The organism is Salinimicrobium marinum, assembly GCF_014651535.1.
GTDB lineage: Bacteria > Bacteroidota > Bacteroidia > Flavobacteriales > Flavobacteriaceae > Salinimicrobium > Salinimicrobium marinum.
Map to the genome: position 1 here is coordinate 106057 of NZ_BMXB01000011.1, position 23852 is coordinate 129908.

At 38.2% G+C, this 23852-nt stretch carries 24 protein-coding genes and 1 tRNA gene; 5 read left to right on the top strand and 20 right to left on the bottom strand.

Annotated elements, in window-relative coordinates; genetic code table 11:
* Positions 1–137: 137 nt before the first annotated feature.
* Positions 138–222, top strand: a tRNA-Leu gene (locus IE056_RS13065).
* 328 nt (positions 223–550) lie between these two features.
* Here the strand turns inward: IE056_RS13065 and IE056_RS13070 are convergent.
* From IE056_RS13070 to IE056_RS13095, 8 genes are all read right to left on the bottom strand, one after another.
* Positions 551–1399: a nucleotidyl transferase AbiEii/AbiGii toxin family protein gene (locus tag IE056_RS13070; protein ID WP_189605161.1), complete on the bottom strand. Its 849-nt coding sequence runs from the start codon at positions 1397–1399 to the stop codon at positions 551–553.
* Positions 1374–2336: a type IV toxin-antitoxin system AbiEi family antitoxin gene (locus IE056_RS13075; protein ID WP_189605162.1), complete on the bottom strand. Its 963-nt coding sequence runs from the start codon at positions 2334–2336 to the stop codon at positions 1374–1376. Before IE056_RS13075 ends, IE056_RS13070 begins: the two co-directional genes overlap by 26 nt.
* Before the next feature lie 384 nt (positions 2337–2720).
* Positions 2721–3119, bottom strand: a complete 399-nt coding sequence (locus tag IE056_RS13080; RefSeq protein ID WP_189605163.1) for a DUF6730 family protein — start codon at positions 3117–3119, stop codon at positions 2721–2723.
* Positions 3120–3131: 12 nt separating this feature from the next.
* Positions 3132–3740, bottom strand: coding sequence for a relaxase/mobilization nuclease domain-containing protein (locus tag IE056_RS13085; RefSeq protein WP_229793761.1), 609 nt, complete (start codon positions 3738–3740; stop codon positions 3132–3134).
* A gap of 214 nt (positions 3741–3954) precedes the next feature.
* Positions 3955–4224 (bottom strand): plasmid mobilization protein, encoded by a 270-nt coding sequence (locus tag IE056_RS18810; protein WP_373297309.1) that lies wholly within the window; start codon positions 4222–4224, stop codon positions 3955–3957.
* A 72-nt stretch (positions 4225–4296) separates the two neighbouring features.
* Positions 4297–5199 carry a DUF8464 domain-containing protein gene (locus IE056_RS13090; RefSeq protein WP_189605164.1) on the bottom strand — a complete coding sequence of 301 codons (903 nt, stop codon included), beginning with the start codon at positions 5197–5199 and terminating at the stop codon, positions 4297–4299.
* 200 nt (positions 5200–5399) lie between these two features.
* Positions 5400–5528 (bottom strand): hypothetical protein, encoded by a 129-nt coding sequence (locus IE056_RS18635; protein WP_262891460.1) that lies wholly within the window; start codon positions 5526–5528, stop codon positions 5400–5402.
* A gap of 52 nt (positions 5529–5580) precedes the next feature.
* Entirely contained in the window at positions 5581–6282 is a 702-nt protein-coding gene (locus IE056_RS13095; protein ID WP_189605165.1) for a phage integrase SAM-like domain-containing protein, read from the bottom strand.
* A 546-nt stretch (positions 6283–6828) separates the two neighbouring features.
* On the opposite strand from IE056_RS13095, the gene IE056_RS13100 reads away from it, so the two are divergent.
* Both IE056_RS13100 and IE056_RS13105 read left to right on the top strand, forming a co-directional pair.
* Positions 6829–7314 carry a hypothetical protein gene (locus IE056_RS13100; protein ID WP_189605166.1) on the top strand — a complete coding sequence of 162 codons (486 nt, stop codon included), beginning with the start codon at positions 6829–6831 and terminating at the stop codon, positions 7312–7314.
* 860 nt (positions 7315–8174) lie between these two features.
* Positions 8175–8402, top strand: coding sequence for a hypothetical protein (locus IE056_RS13105; RefSeq protein WP_189605167.1), 228 nt, complete (start codon positions 8175–8177; stop codon positions 8400–8402).
* Between the two features lie 187 nt (positions 8403–8589).
* Here the strand turns inward: IE056_RS13105 and IE056_RS13110 are convergent, their stop codons facing one another.
* The 8 genes from IE056_RS13110 to IE056_RS13145 all read right to left on the bottom strand — a co-directional run bounded on the left by IE056_RS13110 (position 8590) and on the right by IE056_RS13145 (position 16099).
* A complete protein-coding gene (locus tag IE056_RS13110) occupies positions 8590–9327 on the bottom strand; it encodes an LVIVD repeat-containing protein (RefSeq protein ID WP_189605168.1) in 738 nt (245 codons plus the stop codon).
* 4 nt (positions 9328–9331) lie between these two features.
* Complete coding sequence (locus tag IE056_RS13115; RefSeq protein ID WP_189605169.1) at positions 9332–9835, bottom strand: hypothetical protein; 504 nt, start codon at positions 9833–9835, stop codon at positions 9332–9334.
* Positions 9836–10113: 278 nt separating this feature from the next.
* A complete protein-coding gene (locus IE056_RS13120; protein ID WP_189605170.1) occupies positions 10114–11100 on the bottom strand; it encodes an aldo/keto reductase in 987 nt (328 codons plus the stop codon).
* Between the two features lie 741 nt (positions 11101–11841).
* Positions 11842–12618, bottom strand: coding sequence for an NIPSNAP family protein (locus IE056_RS13125; protein WP_189605171.1), 777 nt, complete (start codon positions 12616–12618; stop codon positions 11842–11844).
* Positions 12619–12630: 12 nt separating this feature from the next.
* Complete coding sequence (locus IE056_RS13130; protein ID WP_189605172.1) at positions 12631–13620, bottom strand: DUF1028 domain-containing protein; 990 nt, start codon at positions 13618–13620, stop codon at positions 12631–12633.
* A 212-nt stretch (positions 13621–13832) separates the two neighbouring features.
* A complete protein-coding gene (locus IE056_RS13135) occupies positions 13833–13988 on the bottom strand; it encodes a hypothetical protein (RefSeq protein ID WP_189605173.1) in 156 nt (51 codons plus the stop codon).
* Between the two features lie 69 nt (positions 13989–14057).
* Positions 14058–14237 carry a hypothetical protein gene (locus tag IE056_RS13140; RefSeq protein ID WP_189605174.1) on the bottom strand — a complete coding sequence of 60 codons (180 nt, stop codon included), beginning with the start codon at positions 14235–14237 and terminating at the stop codon, positions 14058–14060.
* 233 nt (positions 14238–14470) lie between these two features.
* Positions 14471–16099 (bottom strand): carboxylesterase/lipase family protein, encoded by a 1629-nt coding sequence (locus IE056_RS13145; RefSeq protein ID WP_189605175.1) that lies wholly within the window; start codon positions 16097–16099, stop codon positions 14471–14473.
* Positions 16100–16303: 204 nt separating this feature from the next.
* Here IE056_RS13145 and gntA point away from each other — a divergent pair, with 204 nt between their 5' ends.
* The gene (gene gntA, locus IE056_RS13150) at positions 16304–16999 is read left to right on the top strand and encodes a guanitoxin biosynthesis heme-dependent pre-guanitoxin N-hydroxylase GntA (protein WP_189605176.1); all 696 of its coding nucleotides are present in this window, start codon (positions 16304–16306) and stop codon (positions 16997–16999) included.
* Positions 17000–17214: 215 nt separating this feature from the next.
* A complete protein-coding gene (locus IE056_RS13155; protein ID WP_189605177.1) occupies positions 17215–17796 on the top strand; it encodes a DUF1989 domain-containing protein in 582 nt (193 codons plus the stop codon).
* Between the two features lie 330 nt (positions 17797–18126).
* On the opposite strand, the gene IE056_RS13160 is transcribed toward IE056_RS13155, so the two are convergent.
* From IE056_RS13160 to IE056_RS13175, 4 genes are all read right to left on the bottom strand, one after another.
* Entirely contained in the window at positions 18127–18861 is a 735-nt protein-coding gene (locus tag IE056_RS13160) for an SDR family oxidoreductase (protein ID WP_189605178.1), read from the bottom strand.
* A gap of 343 nt (positions 18862–19204) precedes the next feature.
* On the bottom strand, positions 19205–20185 hold the full coding sequence (locus tag IE056_RS13165) for an HNH endonuclease (RefSeq protein WP_189605179.1): 981 nt from the start codon (positions 20183–20185) through the stop codon (positions 19205–19207).
* A 6-nt stretch (positions 20186–20191) separates the two neighbouring features.
* Positions 20192–23338 (bottom strand): DUF3427 domain-containing protein, encoded by a 3147-nt coding sequence (locus IE056_RS13170; RefSeq protein ID WP_189605180.1) that lies wholly within the window; start codon positions 23336–23338, stop codon positions 20192–20194.
* Positions 23335–23772 (bottom strand): (deoxy)nucleoside triphosphate pyrophosphohydrolase, encoded by a 438-nt coding sequence (locus IE056_RS13175; RefSeq protein WP_308427641.1) that lies wholly within the window; start codon positions 23770–23772, stop codon positions 23335–23337. Before IE056_RS13175 ends, IE056_RS13170 begins: the two co-directional genes overlap by 4 nt.
* Positions 23773–23852: the final 80 nt, after the last annotated feature.

Sequence of the window (23852 nt, forward strand, 5' to 3'; positions counted from 1 at the left end):
AAAAAACCAGCGCAGAAAGGCTGAAAAAACAGAATTGAAAAATTCATCTTTTTTGGAAAATTTTTTAATTTTCTATTTGCAAATTGAAACATTTACTTATATTTGCATCCGCTTACAACAAGCAAACATATTGAAATGCGGGCGTGGTGGAATTGGTAGACACGCTAGACTTAGGATCTAGTGCAGCAATGTGTGGAGGTTCGAGTCCTCTCGCCCGCACCACAAGGAAAAGCCGACTTTTAGGAGTCGGCTTTTTATTTTTGGGTACAACATAGGTACAACATTTTAAATTTTTTAATTCATCATTTAATTTTGTATCATTTCATTCCTTTTAATAGGAAATAATTTCAAAAAGATCAGGTTATTTTTTACCTGAAATCTTGGGCAATCTCTAGTAAAATCATATGCCTTCATGACTTGTGAATTTAAAAAATTCATCAGTTAAATTTTTCAATCTTCTTGCTCTTTTTTTAATGTATTATTTGGACCTCATTCAAGTTCTTAGGCTTCTCTCTTTTTGGAGATGGTGTTAGTATGATGATGATTACTTTCAATGAATTTGATCATGGATGCCGTCATGAATGGCTTTTATTATTTCTTGAGTCTCATTCAGCTGTCTTTCTAATATCTTAGAAAAGGTGAGTTCTGGTTCGGAGATTCGGTCTTTTGGCTGTGAGATATGTAAAATTATCGAGGTGATACTGCTGAATAAAGTTTCGCTTTCCTTCAGAATCGGTTGCATTTTTCTTCCGAAGATTCGGGCACTGGCGTGCAGTATTTCAAAGGACTCACTGTCAAAAAGATCTTGGTGATGCTGATAGGCCTCCTCTTCATAAAAATCCCAACCATGTTTTAAAAGAAAAGCAATATCTTCTATATCCTTCATTCTGTAGCGTCTTTCATTCCAGGCAGTTAGTTTGAGAATAAAGAGACCCTCCAGCGGAGTAGTAGGCAGGGTATAACCTTCCTCCTCAATGGAAACCAATTCAATATGTTTTCCAATTTCTTTGAATCCCAGTGCTGATAAATCCATCTTGCCATCACTAAAACTGACCATATTTGCTTTTTCGATATTTCCGTAGGGCAATAGATCCAAGATAGTATTCGTTTTTCGGTAAAAGAGGCGATAACGTTCTGAAGACCTTGTGAATCCATTTTCAACTAATTTGTTCTGAATCTGATCATAAGATTCAAATTCGTTAATCATTACAGCAAAATCAATATCTGCCGTCAATCTGATCGGGGCAATTCCCGATTTGTATAACTGTACGTCCCGTGCATTGGCTCCGATTAGATAGTATTTTATGGAAAATTCCGAAAAGACTTTTTCAAGTATTGCATAGACTTCTCCATGTTTTGTAAAGGAATAAACTTTATAGGTTTGGTTTGATATAGTCATTAAATATCATTTGAGCAGTTTCTTTATTTCTTTCTGAATCATGGTATATAAGTTCAGCATAAATTAACAGAGGATGGGCGGTAAGGTTGTAGTCGGGATACTCTTCCGGAATACTTCCCTGTTTCCAGAAAAGCTGATATGCTGTAATGGGCCCTCTGTCATTGGGATATAATCTTAATTCTCGATGAAAATTTCTGGGATTCCGATTTGTATAAACAGTAAATTTTTCCGGATTAAGATATTGAGTGATAGCAGCAGCCCCTGATTCTCCTCCCCATCGCGTTTCCATTTCCGTATCTAATATCTCAAAGGCCCCCGGTCCGATAAATGAATAAGCACCAATTTTCATGGCGGGCAACAATTTTTCATTGAAGATAATGATCCATTTTTCGAGCAGTTTTTCACGGTTGACGAGTTCCATTTCATTTTCGTAGTTTAGTTGGATATACCCCTCTTTTTTCAAGCTTTTAAAGATTTTACTAACGGTACCCAGGGATACCATAGTTATATCTGACAATTGTCGATAAGTGTTCTTAACCCGATTTGGTTCAATGAGCAATCTAAAGATGACCTGGCCTCCTGACACGGTGAAGAAATTAGAATAATCACTAGTGGAAGGCAGCGCATCATTTTTTTCAATATAAACCTTAGTATCGCCAGAAAAAATATATGTATTCCCATAACTGTCAACATAGTTTATTCCACGGTCTTTGAGTAACATTTTGGCCTTTGGAGTGATGTAGCGAGCAATCACGATCAAAGGCATATCATGAGGCTCGTAGTTGGATATAATATTAAATGCCTGGAAAGGACGCACTTCATTACGAACCTCTAGAACCATCCTGCTATCATTGAGTTTAATAATGTTGTCGGGCTCTAGGTTAACTGCTAGGGGGAAATCTAATTGTTCAAATGCCTTTTCTATATCTAAATCCATTTGTTCATTTTAATATCATGTTCATGAAACATGAACATTCAAATATAATGAACAAAAACTACTAGACAAGACTTTGTTTAAATATATATTCTTGCTTAATTTTATTCACTGAACAGAACTATTAAACTGGTCAAAAGATTCCACAAATTTCTATACTATTCAGGATCTAAATTTATTGGAGAAAACCGAGAATAAAGAATCCGTCTATATAATTTTAAAACAGAACTTTTCGCCCCAATATCTACCATAACTTACCTGCGCCGGATCCTGTGCTGTTTTTATAGCGTACGGGAAGTTAAGCGTTAATTAAAAACAGCATAGGGCGCATTATGGAATGTTCTGGTTTAGCAGTTTATTTTTTATAAGCTATTCCAAATTTAGATTTTAAAAGAAGTTCCGATCATTCACCTCTGTTCCTTTCTTTTTCCCTATTTGATCCACTTCAAATTTTCCATTCTTGGTTTCCTTTAATTCAAAAGTTAAATACCCAATAAGGCTAATCAGCAGAATGAGGATACCTCCAGCAATAATCCCCAAGCTTTTAGGAAGGATGTAAGCCCTCTTTAGCTTTTCATCAATGGCATTGAATCTTTCTGCAACCAGTGCTTCCTTTTCTTGCTGCTGTTGAAAGAAAAAATTGAGATGCTTTTCCATGACTTCCGTACTTATAGGAATGCTACGGCTTTGAAGTTCATCCGTCATCTTCTTCAGCTGTAATAAGCCTTCCTGGAAGTCCTGCATTTCATCAGCCATCAGCTCCATAATTTCATCCAGTTTTTTCATCCTTTCGTATTTTTAGAATTCTATACCTGTACCCAATGCCCTTCTTATCGTTCCCTTCACCAGGTCTTTTGCCATTTTCTTTATGATGCCAGTGCTGAGTTGAAAAGTGCTGCTTAACAGCTGGACTGTTTGCAGGGACTCCTTCATTCTGGTAAAGCTGCTGTTTTGAGATATTTGCTGAACAATATTATTGCCGCTCATGGATCGATGCACTTCGCTCCCTTTTAGGTTCGTCACTTTGTATATAAACCGAAAACCCTGCAGTTGGTTTGATTTATTAATACTGGGAATGACCTTTACCTGTTTATCTTTCATTTTGCTGATATACTCGTCCAAAGATCTGGGCCTTGACTGCAGCATTATTTCCTGGAGTTTTTCCTGTTGTACCTCCCTTACCCTTGTAAGTTCTAATTCCTTAGCAACGTTATCTGCGGCAACCTGGCTGCGCTTTCCAATAAAATTATCTTTATAAACTTCCCCTGTGAGACTGATCCTATTGACATAGATATGAATATGGGTATGTTGCTTGTCCCGATGTACAAAACCAATGGCCTGATGATTTGTTAGTTTCATCTCCTTTAGAAATTGTCTTGCAAGCTCTCCCAGCTCTTTTCGGGTCATGTTTTTACCATCTTCAATGGCTGGACTACCACCAAGCTCAGGGTGTTGTTAATGCACCTATGGTTTTGGGATTGGATGATCTTGAACTCTTCAGCAATTTGCTGGGGAGTATCTCCTGCCAGATAATCCTTCAGTATCACTTCAGCATCTTTCTCCTGGTTCCAGCCATATGCTATAGAGGCTTTTGTTCTCGATATGGAATGTCACTCCTAGATCATTTTTTAAAGTCTTTTAAATGGCTCCTGATTTCTTCCGCAAGACCCTCCACTGTTGCAGCTAGTTTCGGATCCCTTTTTTTAAACATGCTGCTGATCCATGCAAAGTTATTCTTGTATTGTACCAGCATCCGGTAGTATTCCAACTGCTCCGGGGTGATCCGTTCTACAATATTCCTTACAAAGGCAGTTGAACGAAGATATTCTGAAAGGGAAATTCCTGCCCTGGCCGCCCTTCTTTTGAGTAGCTTTTCTCGTAAATCGAGCAGCGTATCTGGATGTACTCCCTTTTCATTTTAATTTTTTAGCCTTTGCAACCTCCGGTCGCAAAGGCTAAAAAATTAAAACAGGTTAGCTTTTAAATCCTTCCTATGATCTTTAATTTTCCTCGATACCAGCATCTCGTTGAGATCTTTAAATTCTTCATACAACATACTTTTATCTTTACAGTTTGAAAATCTGGATAAAATTTCTGCAGTTGCTTGTCTTCCGGAGGTATCCCGATCGAGATACAGGTTCACTGTGTCGTACGTTTCCAAAAGCGGTAAAACTTTAGGTATAAATGACAGGGAATTCAATATTACCAGGTCTGATGCTTTTATTTCCTCTGAAGATATAACTGTAAAAGAGAGCAGGTCGAACATACCTTCCAAAACAATGAGGTTCCGGTTGCCATTATTGACCAGTGAATAACCTTTTGGAGTAGTTGAACTTTTGATGTACGAATTTCGCAGTTCCCATCCTCCAAAATGGTTTTGAAGACCCAGAGCGTAATATTTCTTTCCGTTGCATTCATACCAGATTTCCTTACAGTAGATTTCTGCCACCTCAAGCGGGATGTTTCGGGATAACAGATATGCTTTTAATGCAGGTTGGTCAACAGGGTTTACTTTTAGAACCTTGTTCTTCGATATCCTCTTCCGTTTCCTCCTTTCAAATTGGTTGTTCTGGTAGGAAGAAGAAATTGGTATTTCATCTGACAGGTAAGCTAAAGCTTCTTTCACCGAACAATTCAAAATTAGGCATACCAGGTCAATCCCATTTCCTCCTTTTCCCATTCCAAAGTCGTACCATCTGTTAAGAGCGCAAGAGACTTTAAAAGAGGCCTGGATTTCCGACCTAAGAGGACTCAGAAACCAGGCTTCCTTTTCTGATTTGTGGCTAGGGAAGTGCCCTAACTTTTCAAGCGTTTTTACGATGCAAATGCTACGGGCTCTTTCACAGCTCAGTTTGTTAGTTTTCATCAGCATTTTATTTATATCTAAATGTTGTCCTTTAAGGAATGTTCTTCTTCTTTTTCTATTTTCATCATTTATAGTTTTGATGACCAAAAAAGATGGCAAGCTAAAGCTTTGCTATTACTGGTAATTACTTACTCTGTCACCAATTCATCAAAAAAACAAAATAAAATGAAAGTTGTTTTTTCAGAAGCAGCTTTCATTTCCTAACTTATGAAATAAGACTGGTCCATCAAAGTAGTGGTGACGGAAGAATGGCGATATAGTTGTTGTAGCATTTGAACCGGGATTTTATCTCCTGCAATATTTACGAAACTATACCTGGTGATGTGCATTGTTCACTTTCTGGTTATACTAGCTTTAATTGGTATTTATTTAAGTATAAATTCAGCCATTTATTAGCAATTTTGACTTTTGCGTAAATCTGTTTTTGATTATTATAATCAACATGGCTCGAATAAATAGTAATTGTATCAGGACAAGATGGTTTGCTATCATCCTTTCAGAAAGATTTTTAGAAGTTCTTAAAAAAGTCATATACCTTCTAAGAAAATTCTCGTTGAAATCCTGGAAAGATAGCTGTATGGATTTCACAAACCTTGCAATATTTCCGATATAAGCCTTATCTACCGTTAGACGCTCAAACTTATTGTTAGCTTTGATTTCGTCCAGGTGAGCATCTGCAATATCAAAAAAATTTTTGTCTGATCTTAAAAATAGAATTTCCTTTTTAATTAGAGCTGCAGAAAAATCTTTTCCTTCAGACTGTAGTTGTAAAAGAAATCTATTCGTTTCAGCTAATTTTGGAAGCAAAAGATTACATAAATGCGGAGCGTTAGGATATGAATTTTTAACCACACTTTTTGCATCATTCCAATGCCTCGGTTCAATATAATGACCAATATATAAGTAGGAAGATTTCCTAAATTTCGTTAGATGAACGGCCAGAGAGTAAAGACCTTTTTTGTCGGTTTTTTTTCGGAGAGTCATAGATGCCCTGGAATTAATAACATGCTGATCTTTAACTTTTAAAGTTAAATATTTTGGTGCAACATAGGTACAACAAATGATGAATTTAACTCTTTTCAAATGGTATTATTTGAAATTAAAAAACACCTCACTAAGTTTTTTAAATTTATTTAGTTTTTATTGGGTTAAATTTTGAACAAATCAGGATCTAGTGCCTCGTGGTGTGGAAGTTCGAGTTCCCCCGCCCGCAAAACAAGCGAAAGTTCTTCAGAAATGAGGAGCTTTTTTTATGAACAAAATTTGATTTTCCGACAGCAGAAGGGGAGGCGAGAAGGGATGGATCAAGTCTAATTGTGATGTTCAAGCAGAATTTCACACCCAGCCCTTCAAGTACTTCTCCAAAGGAGGCAAGAAAGTACGGACTAATATTACGGTAAGGCTGCCTGATTAGCATTATTTCCGTCAACCTGAACTTGTTCCAGGTTCTAACCGATTCTGGAGATTCGAAAAATAAGATTCTGAAATAAATTCAGAAGGATGTGTTTCATACTCCTTTTATGCGTGAATTTATTGCCTATTTAAGGGGTCATTCATGTTTATTCTCAGTACATTTTAAAACATTTCTGTATATTGATGTTTACTTAATTTTAAGGTACTTTTATCAATATGAAAAAATTCATTTTAATTCTATTTCTCACCACAGGAGTCTATGGCTTCACAAATTCTTCTGAAACCGGTAGCGAAAAACTCAGTGACGTACAACTACAGTTTATAAAAGATAATTTTAACTGGAACTCAGAAGGTCTATTAATCGTAAACTTTAGACAACCCCGCAATAAATGTCCGTATAATCAATATAAAAACTTAGAAAAATCATATGAATGGTGGGTGAAAAATTATTCTGATCTGGATTTAGAAAATATTCACAATATATATGTCTACTCCAATTCAAAAAAAAGCGAAGCTATGATTGATGGCAAAAATCATTTTGCAGATTTGCATAACTTCTTTCTAACGAACTTCTTTTCTAATGATGAAACCTGCTACGGAGTATTAGTCATAAACAAACGCGGAGAATATAGAAAAAAAGCAGGTGAATATCGAAAAACGGAAGTCCGGGAATTCATAAACCGGCTGAAACAGGAGCTTTAAAAATTTCTTTTGAGCCAAAATTTAAAAAAGCCAGGCTTCCACACGTTCATTCGGGGAATGATAAAGGACATTAAATCTTCCTTTTCATGAAACGCGAAACAAGTATTAGGAGATCCAACTCCAGACACACTCTGCCATCCCGAATTCAATTTCAAGCCAGATTATAAATCCGATAAAGAAACCTGAAAAGATTATTAAAAATAATTCTCTTGCGATTTGAAGAAGTGAAATTTCCTTTTCTCCAACGGTAATTTTATGAAGTTCCCTATTCATCTTTTATAGTTTAAGCTGTCACAAAAGAAAGTTAGGGGGAACTATTTTTGAGTCAGATAATATAGTTGCAATATGTTAATAATTAATGAATTAACCTACATCTATTTATAATTATTTTTTGTTAAAATATTAAATTTAGGTTAAGAGATACAGAAATGAAAAGTCCGGTTTTACCACTCCCTTCCTTCAAAAACCTTTTAATACTTTACTCTTCAGGTTTTATTTGCTTTCAGCTCACACTTTCTATTTTAAGAGAACGTTAAATCTTATGTTTTTGTATCAAATTAACCGATTTACCTAGAAATAGGTATTGCAGGATAATTTTTCTTCCGTTATTTTTACATGAGCAAATTGATTTTTTAAATCGAAGAGCTAAAAAAACCGGAGAAGTAGGGGGCTCCGGTTTTTTTTATGGCTACTCCCATTCTCCATGAGATTTTAATGTATATTATATTTGTCCCACAGCTTTCCATCCATTCAGAAGCACAGTAAGTGTTGCTTTTTAAAACCTGACATATAAACCACTTAATAACCGTTAGCCACTGTTTTTTGTTATACCTTCACCGGCTAAACCCCATTAAATTATTATGAGATCAACAAAATTTATTGTTCTTGCTGCGTTTGCATTTATAGTTATGACTTCTTGTAGAGATACAGAAAAAGAAACGGTTATTAAAGAAGTTCATGTAGAAAAAGAAACACAAACAGAAACAGAAGAACGAGAAGGAATTCTTGAGCGATCTGCAAAGAAAGTAGATGCAGAAGTAAATAAAGAAGTCAATGAGGAAATCGAAAAGATTGGTGATGACAACTAATCACTAATTAAGAACCTAACTATAAGAGGCTCTCTAAAAGGCTTAATTCACGTCCACCTGTCCCAGATCATCGGGAGCTTAAGGCTTATTGTTTACTTAAGATAAGTAACATAATATGCTGAACTAAATTCAGAACGACGAATTAAAAGGCTTTTTAGAGAGCCTATTTTTTTTTGCATCTTTCAGATTAATAGAAATCGATGGTACTTTTAAAAGTAACATCTGCAATATCGGAAGGATTCAGTGTATACTGGCTAAGCGATTGATCCCCGATTAGAAACAGATCATTCTCCATGATGATAAGATCAAAAGCATCTTCTTCTATTCCGCCGACAAGATCGGGATTAGCGGGATCTGTAACATCAAATATCCTAACCACCTTTTTATCTGTAACCAGCAGGTAGTTTTCATACAAGCCAAGGCCTATTGGCCGGTCGAGCATCACGGTAACCAATAGTTCCGGTCGTAGCAGGTCTTTGGTATCATATATTTCGAGCTGATTCACTGTACCTGCACAAGAAGCATTGGTATGTAGCGTTACATAAGTATAATCTCCGGAAGATACAACGGGATCGCAGCTGCGCACATGCTCCACTGCCGAAAGCTGAAGCGGGAATTTAGGATCTGAAATATTAAAGATAAACATCCCTAGCCTGCTGCCCACAAATAGATACTCGTCCAGGGAATACAAAGTTTCAATGTCAAATCCTATGTATTTGTCACCTACAAACTTCGGAAGATCGGGATCCACAATATCAAAAATCCGCAGGGACTGGTCATCTACGGTATATAAATAATCACCTACCAGGGCAAACCGGGCAAGGGAACCACCTGTTCCATCTCCGGAAGAAGGGCTGGCAGAATCTGTATCGCCACTACAGGCTGTAAAAACAACGGCTATAAATATGATGAATAGTTTTCTCATGATCTTAATTTACCTCTTCGTAGCCAATTACTATATGATCTTCGGGAATCTCATAATTCTCAGCATCCCAACCTTCGGGAGAACGAAGGGCCGGAAACACATTCTTTTCCCTGTGTAAAATATTCAGGGAATTGTTGACCACCGAATAGTTGAACGCTACGAGATCCACAGCGTGATGTACGTAGATCGTGTTATTTCTAATTGCAAGGTCTGTGGACAACGGAATTCGCAGAAAAGCCAGCGGCTTTGGGTTTTCAGGATCGGAATTATCTATAATATGAAAGCCCTCCCCTTTTTCATTCAGATAAATAAGCTCATCTTTAATATAAATCTTTCCTGAATTTACTACCTGGCGTTCTGCGGTAAGCTCCATCGTCTTTTCAAAATCAGCTCTTGATTGAGTAATGGGTTGGTAGGCATCCATTCTCACGAAATCATCTTCGACTTCATTATACCAGCAAGACTGCAACAGGAACAGCATAATAATGGCAAACAGGTTTTTTTTCATATAAAAGAGCTTTTATAATCCAGATATAAATTTGATTTTCACAGCTATAGCTACAACCAAATATAAACTAATTATTTAATTGACTTGTTTAGAAGAAAAAAATAACGGAAAAGATGGCAGGTAAATGCTAAATTTCAATAATCAATCTAAAATAGCTGTATCGGCAAAAAAAACACCTGAACCTCCTGCGCTGTTTGCGCTGGTCAGGTCAGGTGTATTTGGCATCATGTGCTGGAGGAAATATAATTTTCGGTTTCTACCTTCCGGTAGAATACTTTTTACCAGCGCTGGTGAATTTCCGGCTTCAGAAATTCCCTGTAGATCTCGTTCATTTGTTTAATCATACCTGCATCTAAATGCGGCAGATCGTAAACTGATAAATTGCTTAATAAATGTTCCTTTTTTGAAGCGCCGGGTATAATACAGCTTACTTCCTTAAATTGCAGGATCCACTGAAGTGCTACAGGCGCAAGGTTTTCACGCCCGGGAAACAATTCTTTTAACGCATCTACTGCCTGTAATCCTTTCTCGAAATTTACCCCTGCAAAGGTTTCTCCTTTATCAAAAGCTTCTCCATTGCGGTTGAAGTTCCGGTGGTCTTCCTCATTAAAGGTTGTGTTTTTATCAAACTTTCCGGTAAGTAATCCGCTGGCCAGTGGCACCCGCGCAATCACCCCCACATTTTTTTCCCGCACCTTTTCGAAAAACAATTCTGAAGGCCGCTGTCGAAAAAGATTAAAAATGATCTGCACCGTAGCTACATTGGAATATTCCATCGCTTTGATCCCCTCTTCAACCTTTTCGACACTCACCCCTAAATTTTGAACCTTCCCCTGCTCCTTTAATCGCTCAAAAGTTTCGAAAATCTCGGGACGGTAATATACATCAGTAGGCGGACAATGCAATTGAACCAGGTCCAAGGTTTCAAGGCCGGTCCTATTAAGACTGTCTTCTACATATTTTGTGAGCACTTCCGGCTGATATCCTTCATTTATATGCGGATTAATTTGCCGGCCGCATTTGGTAGCCACATACACCTTTTCAGATCTTGACCGCACTACCCTTCCCACAGCTTTTTCGCTTAAACCATCCTCATAAACATCGGCTGTATCAATGAAATTCACGCCGTTATCAATGGCAGTATTAATGATCTTATCTGCAGTGGCATCATCAAAACCAGATCCCCATTTACCTCCCACCTGCCATGTGCCAAGAGATATTTCTGAAATTTCTAAGCCTGTTTTTCCAAGTTTTCTGTATTTCATCTTTTCGCTTTTCCATAAAAATACAGATTATTGCTGCTCCATAAAAGCTTTAAAGCCTCTTTCCCTGAAAAAATTATTAATGATTAATGCTTATTATAGAGATCTCTTTTCCGCAGAAGAAAGTCGAAAATCTATCCTATGTTATTATACAAAACATCGGTTAAAAGCATTATTTGTCGTTGAATTTCACCCCATCCAGTTCATTTCTTGAAAAAAAATTTTTCGATCAACAATATCATACAAGTAAAACACTGTATTTCATTATATTTAGCACAAAATAACGGCGAGATAAAGATGAAGAAGTATTAACTTAAGTTTGGCCTAAATTCCTACTTATTTATTCTATGTTTGTGAGGATATAAAATGTGCATTTGGAACCTCCTTTTATGACTTAACTAATCGCAGCATTTTAATTTTAAAAGTATTTGACTCCTATAATATCCGATATTGCCATTTATTCTCTTTGCCTGTTAATTCTGGGATTAGTTATATTTACAGGATGTTATCTCATTAAAGTCGTACGCAGTAACGCCTATCATGAAAAAAGAATCAGGAAGGCAGAGGAGAATTACCGAAAGAACATGCAGGCTCAACAGGGAAAAATAAAAAGCTTCTCAGGGAATTATATAGAGAAGAATAATCTGCTGGCCCGGACCGAGCAAAAATCGGCCAGTTAAATTGCCTCCTGGAAAAGGTTGTTCTCAGGCATATTTTCGCATGCCTGCCAATTTAATTTATTTTTTAGATTCCCGAATATTCGGTAGCGTGCAGAAGTACAATCTCTATATGTGAAACGTTGTTCTGGTATTTTTCCATCCCGCTCATTTCGCCCCATTTTTCATCACTCCCAAATTTGCCCCAATTTTGTTGCATCGCTTCCCGATCCTCGTGAGAAGTCATGTACATTAAATTCGGCATTTTAGGACCGGCAACTACTTCGCCAAAGAAAATCGGGTTGAATCCAAGCCTTTCAAAAATTTCCACTTCCCCTTCATTGAACATTTCCACTTTATTTCTAAAAAGGTTTTCGGTAGCACTTTCATAACTTCTAAGCTCATAGATCCTTTCTGAAACATTGTTTTGCAAAGCAGTGTGCCGGTATTGAGACATTCCCTCAAAAGCATTCAGCAGCATCGTTTCCATCCTCTTATAAGGAGGATTATCATGAGCAGAATTCAGGAAATTTTCAGCAGCTTTTAAATATGTTCTATCACTCAGTAATTCTCTTGACACCTCCAAATACTCTTCTACCGATAAATAAGGAATGAAGACATAAACTGCTTTCCCATAGGCAGAGTCGGTTTCTACAGGTTTAAAAACGCCTATATGTTCCACATCCAACTTCTTAAGTGTGGGCAGCAGTGCTGTTTCGAGATATTTATCCATCCGGTCTTCCTGTTCTTCACCTTCAATGTGGTACAGTCTTAATTCATAAAAATCACGTTCGGGAGCCTGTGCTTTTACTTCGGAAAAAATTGTAACACAAAAAAGCAGTAGTAAAGAAGAATAATATTTCATGTTAATGGTATTTTATCGTTTGGTGATCTTTTCCAGTTCCTCCTGTGAAACAGTGAGCAATCCTGAAGCCGGAAGTCTTTTCGTCATGGTCCTCCAATTATCATCTTCTTCAAAAATTGAATGGAACAATGGCAGTGCCTCCTCCAACCGGCCATCATTTGCCAGGGCAATTGCAGTCCAGTACCTCATTTCAAGATTATCTGGAAACATTTTTTGTGCCTCCCCGTACTGTTCCAGTGCTTCCTGCACATCTCCATCTTCCATCGCAAGATCACCGCGATTCATATATTCATAAGCCCGGGCTACCGTAAGCAATCGTTCCAGCTCCACCAGCGGCTCATCGTGATCGTCCACTCGAAGGTCTATCTTTTTCTCTTCCCACGGATTTTCAACTTCTTCGGCTCCCACCACGATCAACGCAGCAGATTGCTTTCCGCGGATATCACCCCCGGCTATCTGGGCTGCCTGGAGCACTTTCACTACTCTTTCTGCCAACGGAAGATCATGGTTCTCTTTAAAAGCTTTTTCCATTGCCGGTACCACCTCATCGTTGAGCATCATATTAGCCTGCACCGAAAAATTCCTGCCCACCAGGTGGGAAGCAGCTTCCACACATTTTTCTCCCGTAAATGCAGCTGCCTCTCCCGAAGCATCTAAAAATGCCACCTGCCGGAATGCTTTTCCCTCATCCTTCGCCACCAGTTCTTCCAGTGCTGCAGTTGCATTCCTGCCTTCTGACATTAGTTCTAATCCCCTCGGTCCATAAGCCGGATTAATAAACGATTGAGTCGCGACTACCCCCACTCCTGCTTTTCCCCAGGACACCGAAGAACCCACAGAAAACCAGTGGCTCTGCACTCCCACGGCCATTTCACCAGTAGTAGAATCGCGAGCAACAATGGAGAAAGTATGGGCAAAATCATCTTTTATGGGCGAATACTCCTGTGCATCACAGGTGCTTCCGCACGCGAATAGCAGGAAAGAAATTAAAGTAGCTTTCATTAAAAGGTTTTTATGATTTTTTAAAGATATGTAAATTCAATAAAGTCGGGTGTAGAAATTCAGGAAGATACTCAGATACAGCAACAGGAGGAAAAAAATATGTCCCGGTAATTCAAGGTAACAGGCCTACTGTAGGGGATAAGACACTGAAACTACTGAAAAACCGGAACAGAATTATATAATTACCCGAAGGTTATGAAAACCTGCTAAGGTTATTTTCTCAAACCTTTGAATAACAGATAAGCGATCCAGAAACCTATACCCAATCCAAGCGTAGCTTTCCCACTATGCTTCATCAGAAATTGATTATCATTTGTGGGAATGGTATTGCTCCATAGCTTTACAACAGGCTTCAGGATCTCTTTCATAGTATGTATTATGATCAACCTTTTGTGGAGGATTTCTTAAATCCTACGTAAATTGGTTTAAGTATTTTTCTAATGAACACCTTTTTCCGAATTGTCCATTGTTTTTTTGGCAAGTTTAAAGCCCAGGTAGCCCACCCCGGCAATAGCTCCCCATTTCAAAAGACTTCCCGTCCATTGGAATCCTTTTTTAGCAGCCCATAATTTAGCACCTTTTTTCGCTGCATTCTTTGCTTGACTCTTCACACTCATAATCTTTTTTTTTATTATTTATAGTGATGGTAATATCGCTAATCATTAGATCAACAGGCGTTAAGAAGTTTCCAAATAACACTTTTTTAACGAAGAGAGATTTTAATTCCAAAACACACTGTCAGTCTAAGAATGACCGAAGGAAAGATTAGTCGAGGACTTTATGGAATCCAATAACAGGACAGCCTCTCCAAGCCTGGAAAAGCGGACTCATGTGACAGAAATAAAAACATCTACTCATCATTCCCATAAGACTTGTCCAGAAACAGGTAGCGTTCTTCATTTGCTGCTTTTTCGACTCTGGATTCCACATCCATGATCAAGACCGGCGGATTCTTATCGGCGGCTTGTGCGGAAGGCCATTCGGGAAGATTTTCTCCGTTGGGGTTACCGGATTTTATGAAATTCGCGAGGTATTGCTGGATGGTTTCGGAAACTTTGTAATCGTCTTTGGTCCATGAATAATTCTGATTTCTGGCTAAATTTCCGAGGAAATATTCGATTTCAGCAGCATGAGGTGCACCTACCGGTTCCCTTTGAGGCGGCGCTTCTTCTGCCTTTTCCTCCGTTCCTCCTGCGAGTCCGGAGGTAAGGTTTTCATCTTTCAAAGGCGGACGGATCTTGCTGTACAAATACCGGTAAACCGGTTGCTCGCTGTTCTTGCGGTGCAGGTCAAACCATTTCCAGGTACTGTAGGCAATAAACCTGTCGGACGCCAGTGCAGTAGCTGAAAGTTCGATGTCTTTTTCAGATCCCGGAGGATACAGCTGCAACACAAGCTCATTGTCTTCAGGATACGCTTCCTTTACTTTTTCTATATAATTATCTTCAGAATACGGGCCCTGAGTAAAGGCCATTCCGGGAACTTCAGCCGAATTCCAACCCAGCAATAACGGTACTTGTGCCTGTTCTCCTGCACGGTATATTTCCGGAAGTGATTTCGGAAAAAAATAACCATCAATCACGCTGGGGAATCCGAAGCGCTGGGATTTCGTGTAGATCTCAAAAATTTCCCGGGTCGCAAGATCCCGCAATTCCTCTACAGAATCATACCCTGCAGCTTCCGCAAATTCGAGCCCGTTTTGCTCTGCTTCATCGAGGGAAACGGGCGCCATGGTAGGCTCAATCGCCGCGCCGCTCTCACCTATCGCTCCTGCGATAAGGTCTTTGGAAAGGGGTGACGCCATTTGTGCACTCACAGAAATAGAACCGGCAGATTCCCCTGCAATGGTTACCTTTTCAGGATTTCCTCCAAAACCTTCGATGTTGTTCTGCACCCAATTTAGCGCAGCATTTTGATCCAGCAAACCATAATTTCCGGAGGCATTATAAGGAGCTTCTTCAGAAAGTTCGGGGTGAGCAAAAAATCCGAAGATATTTAACCGGTAGTTGGTCGTTACCACCACTATTCCACGTTGTGCCATGGCAGCGCCGTCATATCGTGGCTCAGAAGCATCACCGGCAACAAATCCGCCGCCGTAGAAATATACCAGCACGGGCAAATCTTTCCTGTTTTCTCCCGAAGGCGTCCACACGTTCAGGTAAAGGCAATCTTCACTTTGCTCCTTCGAACGAAATTCCATATCTCCAAAAACATTTGCCTGCACGGGGGCCGGTCCAAATTCTTTGGTTTCCTTTACTCCGCTCCAGTCTTTCAAAGGCTGCGGTGCCTTCCAACGAAGTTCCCCCACCGGCGGCTGCGCAAACGGAATTCCGAAGAAATGATGAAGCCCCGATTCGGTATCGAAGAAACCTTCAATAATACCATTTTCTGTAGTAACCTGTACGGAATTTTCTTCCTGCGCCGGCAGTGAAAAATGCATTATACAGCATATTGCCAGTAAAAAAATTGTTTTTTTCATGAGCCTGAATTCTGGTTAACTCTATAAAGATAAGAGAGAAAGAATAAATTACGCGCCTGAAACCTATTTTTTAGCTCATCCACCAGCCTAATTCTTCCGCCGATGTTAATTTGCTTTTAAAAAACCTCTAATTTCTTCATAAACACCATCCCGGCGGTACAAAAAGGCAATATTTTTGAAAGAAAGATGTCAAAGGAGACATATATGGATACAAACACCACCACAAAAACAGAGACTCCGGCTTCGGAATCTGACCAGAAAATGGAATCTCAATTTGAAGATTTTATTCTTGAAAACAATCACCCCTGCGTGATGGCACAAAGTGTCTTTACGCAAAAACAGGTAGATTTTCATGTTTATGAGGAGCTGGGCACATCAACTTCTGCAAACCAGATCCTGAAAGACATAAAAAGGTATCTGGGAAAATATGATTTTAATTCTAATGATTTTTTCACTTTTATAGCCGCCTTCAGAAATTCGGAAACTTTTACTGAATTAGAATTCGAAAAACTGATGTGGCAGCAGCTACAGCACATTCATGAGGCAGATGAAGCCGACTGGGATCCTGAAGTAAGTCCCGATACTAGGAGCAAAAATTTTAGTTTCAGCATTGCCGGCCAGGCTTTTTATATGGTAGGCATGCATCCCGGCAGCTCCAGAATAGCGCGACAAAGTCCGTTTCCTGTGATGGTTTTCAACCTGCACTGGCAGTTCGAAAAGCTTAGGGAAATGGGAGCCTATGATAACGTGAGGACCAAGATACGGGAACGGGATTTTGAGCTGCAGGGCAGCAATAACCCTATGCTGGAAGATTTTGGCGAGAAAAGTGAAGCCAGGCAGTACAGTGGAAGAGCAGTAGAAGAAGCTTGGAAATGTCCATTTCTCAATCACAAACTATAAAGGGAATTATTCTTCACTTAGTGGCTGTATATTTCAACCTTTATTACTATAAAATGCCTATTTACTAGATCTCAGATAAAAATATTCGTGCATTCGTGACAATCTGCCTTTATATTCATGAAGGCTTCGCGATCTCAACCCGAAAGACTTCATTAAATTTAATAACTTCGTTCGTCGGATGCATTTTCGACTGAAGAACTTTCACAATACTAATTATGATTAAGGAAATAGAAAAACAAACGGGTGCTGCGTTTAAGCTGAAAAAAGGTCAGAAACTGAAGGTGATAGATCCGAAAGGTGAGCAGGTAAGTGATATGGTGCTCTTTAACGCTGAAGATACCCGGGAAAAGATTTCTTCTGGAAAAACGCTCGATTTTGAAGAAAGCATCTTGATCACCAAAGGTAATTTTCTTTGGAGCAATCGAGGTCGGAAGATGATGCATATTCTGGAGGACACCAACGGCCGGAATGATTTTTTACTCGCGCCCTGCAGTCCTGAGACTTTCCAGATCATGTACAACAACCCCGAGTATCACCCCAGTTGTTTTGAAAACCTGTACACCAATTTAAAGCCTTTCGGGATTGAACCCGATGATGTCCCTACTGCTTTCAATATTTTTATGAACGTACAGTTTCAGCCGGACGGGAAATTATCTGTTGATCCGCCGCTGAGCAAAGCCGGGGATTATGTACTTTTTGAAGCCCAAATGGACCTCCTCGTTGCCCTCACCGCCTGCTCTGCCGAAGACAGCAACGGCGGGAGTTTTAAACCGATACATTATGAGTTGGTTGAATAGATTCAGATTTATCAATAGGGTTTTCTGAATCGTCACTTCGAGTAGCCTTTATTTGAGCCAGAATTGAAAAGAAAGGCATATCGAGAAGCTTTAAGTGCGGAATTATCATTGGGTCTCGGTACATTTTTCGCCTTCGCTCCCCCTTAGTAGTAAAACACTCGACATGACGTGATGGTAACCTTCTTTGTTTCTCCAATATGTGGCGGTGGCACAGATTGCAAAACCACGAACACACAATCAATAATCTGTGCATGCGTGGCTAATTTATCGTGAGAAACCGAAAAAAATCTGAGATCTCATATCTAACAGCGTAGCGATCTCAAATCTTTCTTATGCTTTTCCCGTTGGTTTGATCAACAATTCGTTGACGTTTACGCTGTCAGGTTGTGAGACTGCGTAAAAAACAGCATCTGCTATGTTTTCCGGATCCAGGTGTGGCTCCTCATCATAGCTGTAATCTTTTTCGTTAAGCAATTCGGAATCGGTGATATCGTCCCGCAGATTGGTGGCTACGGTTCCGGGTTCAATGGAAGTAACCCGAATGTTGAATTCCGGAGAAAGTTCCATTCGCATAGCTCTGGAAAGTTCAATAATAGCTGCCTTGGAAGCACCATAAACGGCTCCGCCTTTAAAGATCTCTTTTCCGTCCACAGAAGCGATGTTTACAATATGACCGGTTTTCTTCACTTTCATGGGCGGCAGGGCTTCGTGAATACAACGCAATGTACCTTTTACGTTAACCTCAATGGTTTGCAGCCATTCTTCCAGGTGGCGGTTTTTAAGGTAGGTTAACGGCATTACTCCGGCACAATTAATCAGAATATCGATCTGTCCCAATTCCCTGTAGATGTCCTCAAAAGCACCTTTTACGCTTTCGGTGTCGGTGACATCCATACGTACTGCCATCGATTCTGCTTTAAGTCCTTTTCCTATTTCCTGCAGTTTATCTACACTACGGCTGGCAAGCGCCACTTTACAACCTTCTGAGGAAAGTTTTTTGGCAATGGCTTTTCCAATTCCACTACTTGCACCCGTTACTACTGCTACTTTATCATTCAAAATCATATTAATTCTTTCTTTTACCTCAATATGAAGCTTTTAAAGCAGGACAGCAGTTAAAAGGTTTTTAAATAACAGGAATTTAACGTAGGATAAGTTGTAGATAATCTTTTGAACACTCAGAAATACCAAATAAGGAGTTTCCTGAAACATAATAGGTTCTAAATTAAACTCCTTTCAACTTTTTCCAGTATAAACCGAAAGTGATATCCTTCGTAATTATAAATATAACATTCGTGTAATTTTTTATCTGATTCTATGATTAGCCTCTAGATTGTGCTGGGAAGCCGGAAATAATGAGTAGTTGTTTCTAGTATATTGTTCATAATTTTTGCACTTAAAAAATACATTAAAGTAAAAAAACCTGCTTATTGTGCCAACTGAGTGATTCTTGTGAAGGATAATACTTTTCCTTTCCAGGCAAGGTTATTTGTCGGCCGGAAAACTGAGACAATTTAAAATGTGATTCCTCTTCCTTAATAGTGGGAGAAATTCTAACAACAAACCCTGAATTAATCGTAACTAATCCTCTGTCGAAAGCGCGATGTAGGGTCGGAGAAAGAGCTATTCCATTAGTTACAGTGTCATCTCCTGAAAGACTAAAAGGAAAAATATGGCAGGCATCAATCATTTGAATATTATGGGAAGATTCAATTTTCATTCCAGTTATACAGCAGGTGTAATTGTAGATTTTAGGAATTGTCTTTTTAAATAATCCACCGCGAACAAATAATTCTTCTGCATAATCATCTTCCTCCAAGGTTTCCCTTAATCTTTGTATATGACTTTGATAAGCTTCTTTAGGCTCGTTTAGAATCTCATTTTCTATTCTTTCTTCTTCGTAATTTCTTTCTGTTCTTAAATATTCAAATCTTGAATTAGGGAAATAATTCTCCAAGAGTAGTTGTTCAAACCACAACTGATTTGGAGTTTCCTGGAGAAGGAAAAAGAGATCACGATCGATTTCTGCGAAAGCAATAGTTTCTTTTAAATTCTTAAAGCTTTTGATGCTTTTTGAACTGGTAGTAACCATTTCTTTTCCAGGTTTTGCTGCTAAATACCAAAAAGGTTCAGATCTTAGGTGGAAGAAGGGAAGAGAGAAATTTCTAGTATGATTTGTTTCTACCAGCTGATTCCAATTTTGTTTGAAACTTAAAAGTAAGTCTGCAGTTATAAAAATTCTATTTGACATTATAGCTCCTTTGGCAATAAGCTGGATAATAGAAAGTAATAAAATTGGCTTGTGAGGAGCTTTCCCCATACCTTTAACAAGGGCGCACCTCAATTTTTTAAATTGTGTTGAGTATTTTATGATTAAATCTTCGGACATAACTTTTTAGCCAACAGCTAATTTTTGACTCTCTTTTAAAATATATGCAGGCATTGCCTCATGAAGTCTCCACTCAATATTCATGGGTTTTTCTCCTTTAGATTTCATGTAGTCTGCTTCCCCTAAAAATGTATAGGACATGGTAAAACCATATTCATCAACATTTTGCTCCCTCACGAATAGTAGGATTTTCTTTCCATACTTGCAATGATTCACATAAGAAGCACCTTTAGGTGAATCTGGTGCAGTATTGTTTTGGGACTGCCAGTGAAATAATGTAGGATTTAAAGCGTAGTCCTCATACATAGTAGTGGGGGAGTATTCCTTTTCAGTTTTCTTAAGCGTGATGAACAATGCCTCTACATTCAAAGCTTTCTGATAGGCAACTCCTTCACGATTAGATGATTTTTTCTTGAAGGTACTCATTCCAAGAGCTGCTAAGATTTCTTCCCTGTTGTATTTGCTGTGAAGTTTTAGCGGAAAAGGAAATCCTAATGAAATTCCTTTTTCTACAAATTCAATTTTACCAATTAGATGCTCTGTAAATTCCTGAATCTCATGGAGCATTATTTTGTTTTTCCTTAGAGAGGCTATACTCTCATTAACATCAGAAAAATCAAGATTTGTTCCAGCATCTTGCCAAACATCATAATGAAACATGAGGAGCATAATATCTTCCTCTTTTGTAAGCAAGTTTAGATTTGTATCATTAGAAATAACCTTTTGAATAAACTTCAAGTAGCTTATAGAATTGCAGTGAATAAGTTTTTTCTGCATACATGTAGAAAGTTCTTTTTCTTGAGGCTCATTAAAATTTTGAATTGCTCCAGCATCTGCACATAATCTTTTCCAGCTTCCCTTTTTATAAATTTGTCGGACTTCAAGATGGTGAAAATCTAAAAAATTACTCAAAGTGAGCGGACGAGTAGAGTGGTGATTAAATTGTTGTATTTTTTGTAAAAGCTGAGGTCTTCGGAATTCTGTTGCTTCTCTAATATTTCTTAAAATAACTTCCTTCGCTTTTTTCTCTAGTACAATAGAACAACCCAGTGGGAGGTGGGGGAATTCATCTTCAATCTCTTTAATTATGGACGTATGAGTTTTGCCGACAAGTGCTCTAAATTTATGTTCAAAATCGTATTCTGGACGAGCATTACCAACAAAATCTAAGACGGTTAAACAGTCTTTATTCTCTGCGAGTCTAAGGCCGCGACCTAATTGCTGTAAAAAGACCGTTAAACTTTCTGTAGGCCTAAGAAAGAGAACAGTATCAATATTTGGAATATCCACACCTTCATTAAATATGTCTACAACAAATAAGTAATTAATCTCTTTCTTCAAAAGCTGGTTTCGAACAATATCACGATTCGAGCTGTTGCTGCTCACCAGGTAATCAGCCTTTAAACCAGCTATAATAAATTTTTCTGCCATATATCGTGCGTGGTCCTGACTCACACAAAATCCTAATGCCTGTACATCGTGAACATCGGTTAAATATTCCTCACAATTATGAATGATATCGGAAACTCGTCGGTCGTTCTCGGTGTAAAGCTTTGTAAGTTCTCTAATATCATATTTGCCATTTCTCCAATTCACATTGGATAAATCAATAGTGTCAGAAAGAGCAAAATATTGAAAAGGGCTTAAAAGCTTTCGATTTAAAGCTTCCGGCAATCGTATTTCTGCTGCAATTTTTTTATGAAAATCCTCTGCAATGTCGCCTCCGTCCATTCTTTCGGGTGTCGCAGTTAGGCCCAATAGAATTTGAGGATCAAATCTTTTTAGAATTGGTCGGTAACTATCTGCTTTTATATGATGCACTTCATCAACGATCATATAATCATAGAAATCGGGCGCTAATTTTATTTTTTTTAATCGATTATATAAAGTTTGAACGGAAGCGAAGATTTGATTATATCTTTCAGGTTCATTTCCATCGACCCATAGTTCTCCAAAATTTGAATTGCGCAGAACATGCTGAAAGGTAATCTGTGCTTGTTGTAAAATTTCCTTGCGATGAGCTACGAATAAAAAATTTGCCGTTGGATTTTCTGAGTAAAATCTTTTAAAATCAAATGCCGAGATTACTGTTTTTCCTGTTCCAGTTGCTGCGACTAAAAGATTTTTATTTCTTTTATGAACTTCTCTCTCAGACTGCAGTTTTGACAAAATCTCCTCCTGGTACGGATATGGTTTTAGGTCGAAGAAACTGGTGATCTGACTGGTTCCATAAGAGCTTTGTCTTTTAAGAGCACTACTTAACTTTTCTCTGTCCTTTCCTTTTTCGTATAACTCGAATTCAGGATCTTCCCAATAGGTTTCAAAGGTTTTTTGAAATTTATCTATGATGTGGCCAATCTCTTGGGTAGTTACTTTAAGATTCCATTCTAATCCATTTGTTAATGCAGAGCGTGAAAGGTTTGATGATCCAATATAGCCCGTATTAAAACCTGAATTCCTTAAAAATAAGTATGCTTTAGCATGCAGCCTTTCATGCTCCACATTATAAGATACCTTTATTTCGGTGTTAGATAAAGAAGAAAGATATTCTATCGCCTTAACATCTGTGGCTCCCATATACGAAGTGGTAATAATTTTCAATTTTTTACCACTGTTTGTAAATTCCTCCAGTTCTTTTTTGAAAATTCTTATTCCGGAGTATTTAATAAATGATACTAGCCAGGAAATTTCATCGGATGAAAGGATTTCCTTTCTCAATTCACTTTCTAAGGAAATACCAACATTGTTTCCAGTGAAAAGTTCACTTTGGCTTAAACGAGTATAAGGTGTGATCTCCTTTAGCCTAGCATGTAGATTGGAAAAGGGAAAATTCAGTTTAGAAAAGACAGCTTGTAATATCTTCCCTTCACTTTCTAATAAATTTTCATTTAGGTCGACATTAGGTAATTCTGAGACCAGAAGTCGTATTATCTTATTTGAAAGTTCAATCTGTTTCAGAGGCCGATCTTTTTCTTTGATTTCGTTTAGAGCAAACCTTATTGTTTCGGCTAAATACAGACTTAGATATTGTGAAGCTTCTTCTTTATCCAGAACGGTTTCACTGATATGAAACTTTTCAGAATCAATCGATTCTATTTTGTTTGAAACAAGTTTATTTATTAGCTGTTCGTAGAGACCTGTTTCTAAACTCATAGATAATTTTGAATATAATGTTGAACAATTGGAATGTCCGCTTCTGCCCAATTAAATTGCGGCAATTTCTTGGGAAGTACCCATTCAATTTTAAAATGTTCTTTTAAATCAATTTCAAATGTTCGTAGGGCACAACGAAATGGAATTAGTTTAATAGACTTTTCGCCTGAATAAATATGAAAATTAGGAGGTAGACATTCTTTGATTTTTATTTCTACTCCTAACTCTTCTTTAATTTCTCTTTTTAAGCAATCTTCTAAATCTTCATATTCTTCAACTTTACCACCTGGGAATTCCCATTTAAGCGGTAAAGCCATTGTTTCACTCCTATGGGCGCAAAGGATCTTTCCGTCATTTTCTATGATGGCGCAAGTGACAAGTTGAATTTTGGATGCGATGGCTAAAAGACTAGATTTTAAAAGAGCAACTAATATACATTATTTAAACATTCCGTAGTCATAGAAAGTCTATAGTACGTTTTGATTAGAAAAAGTCTGAAGGCCGATTCCAAAGA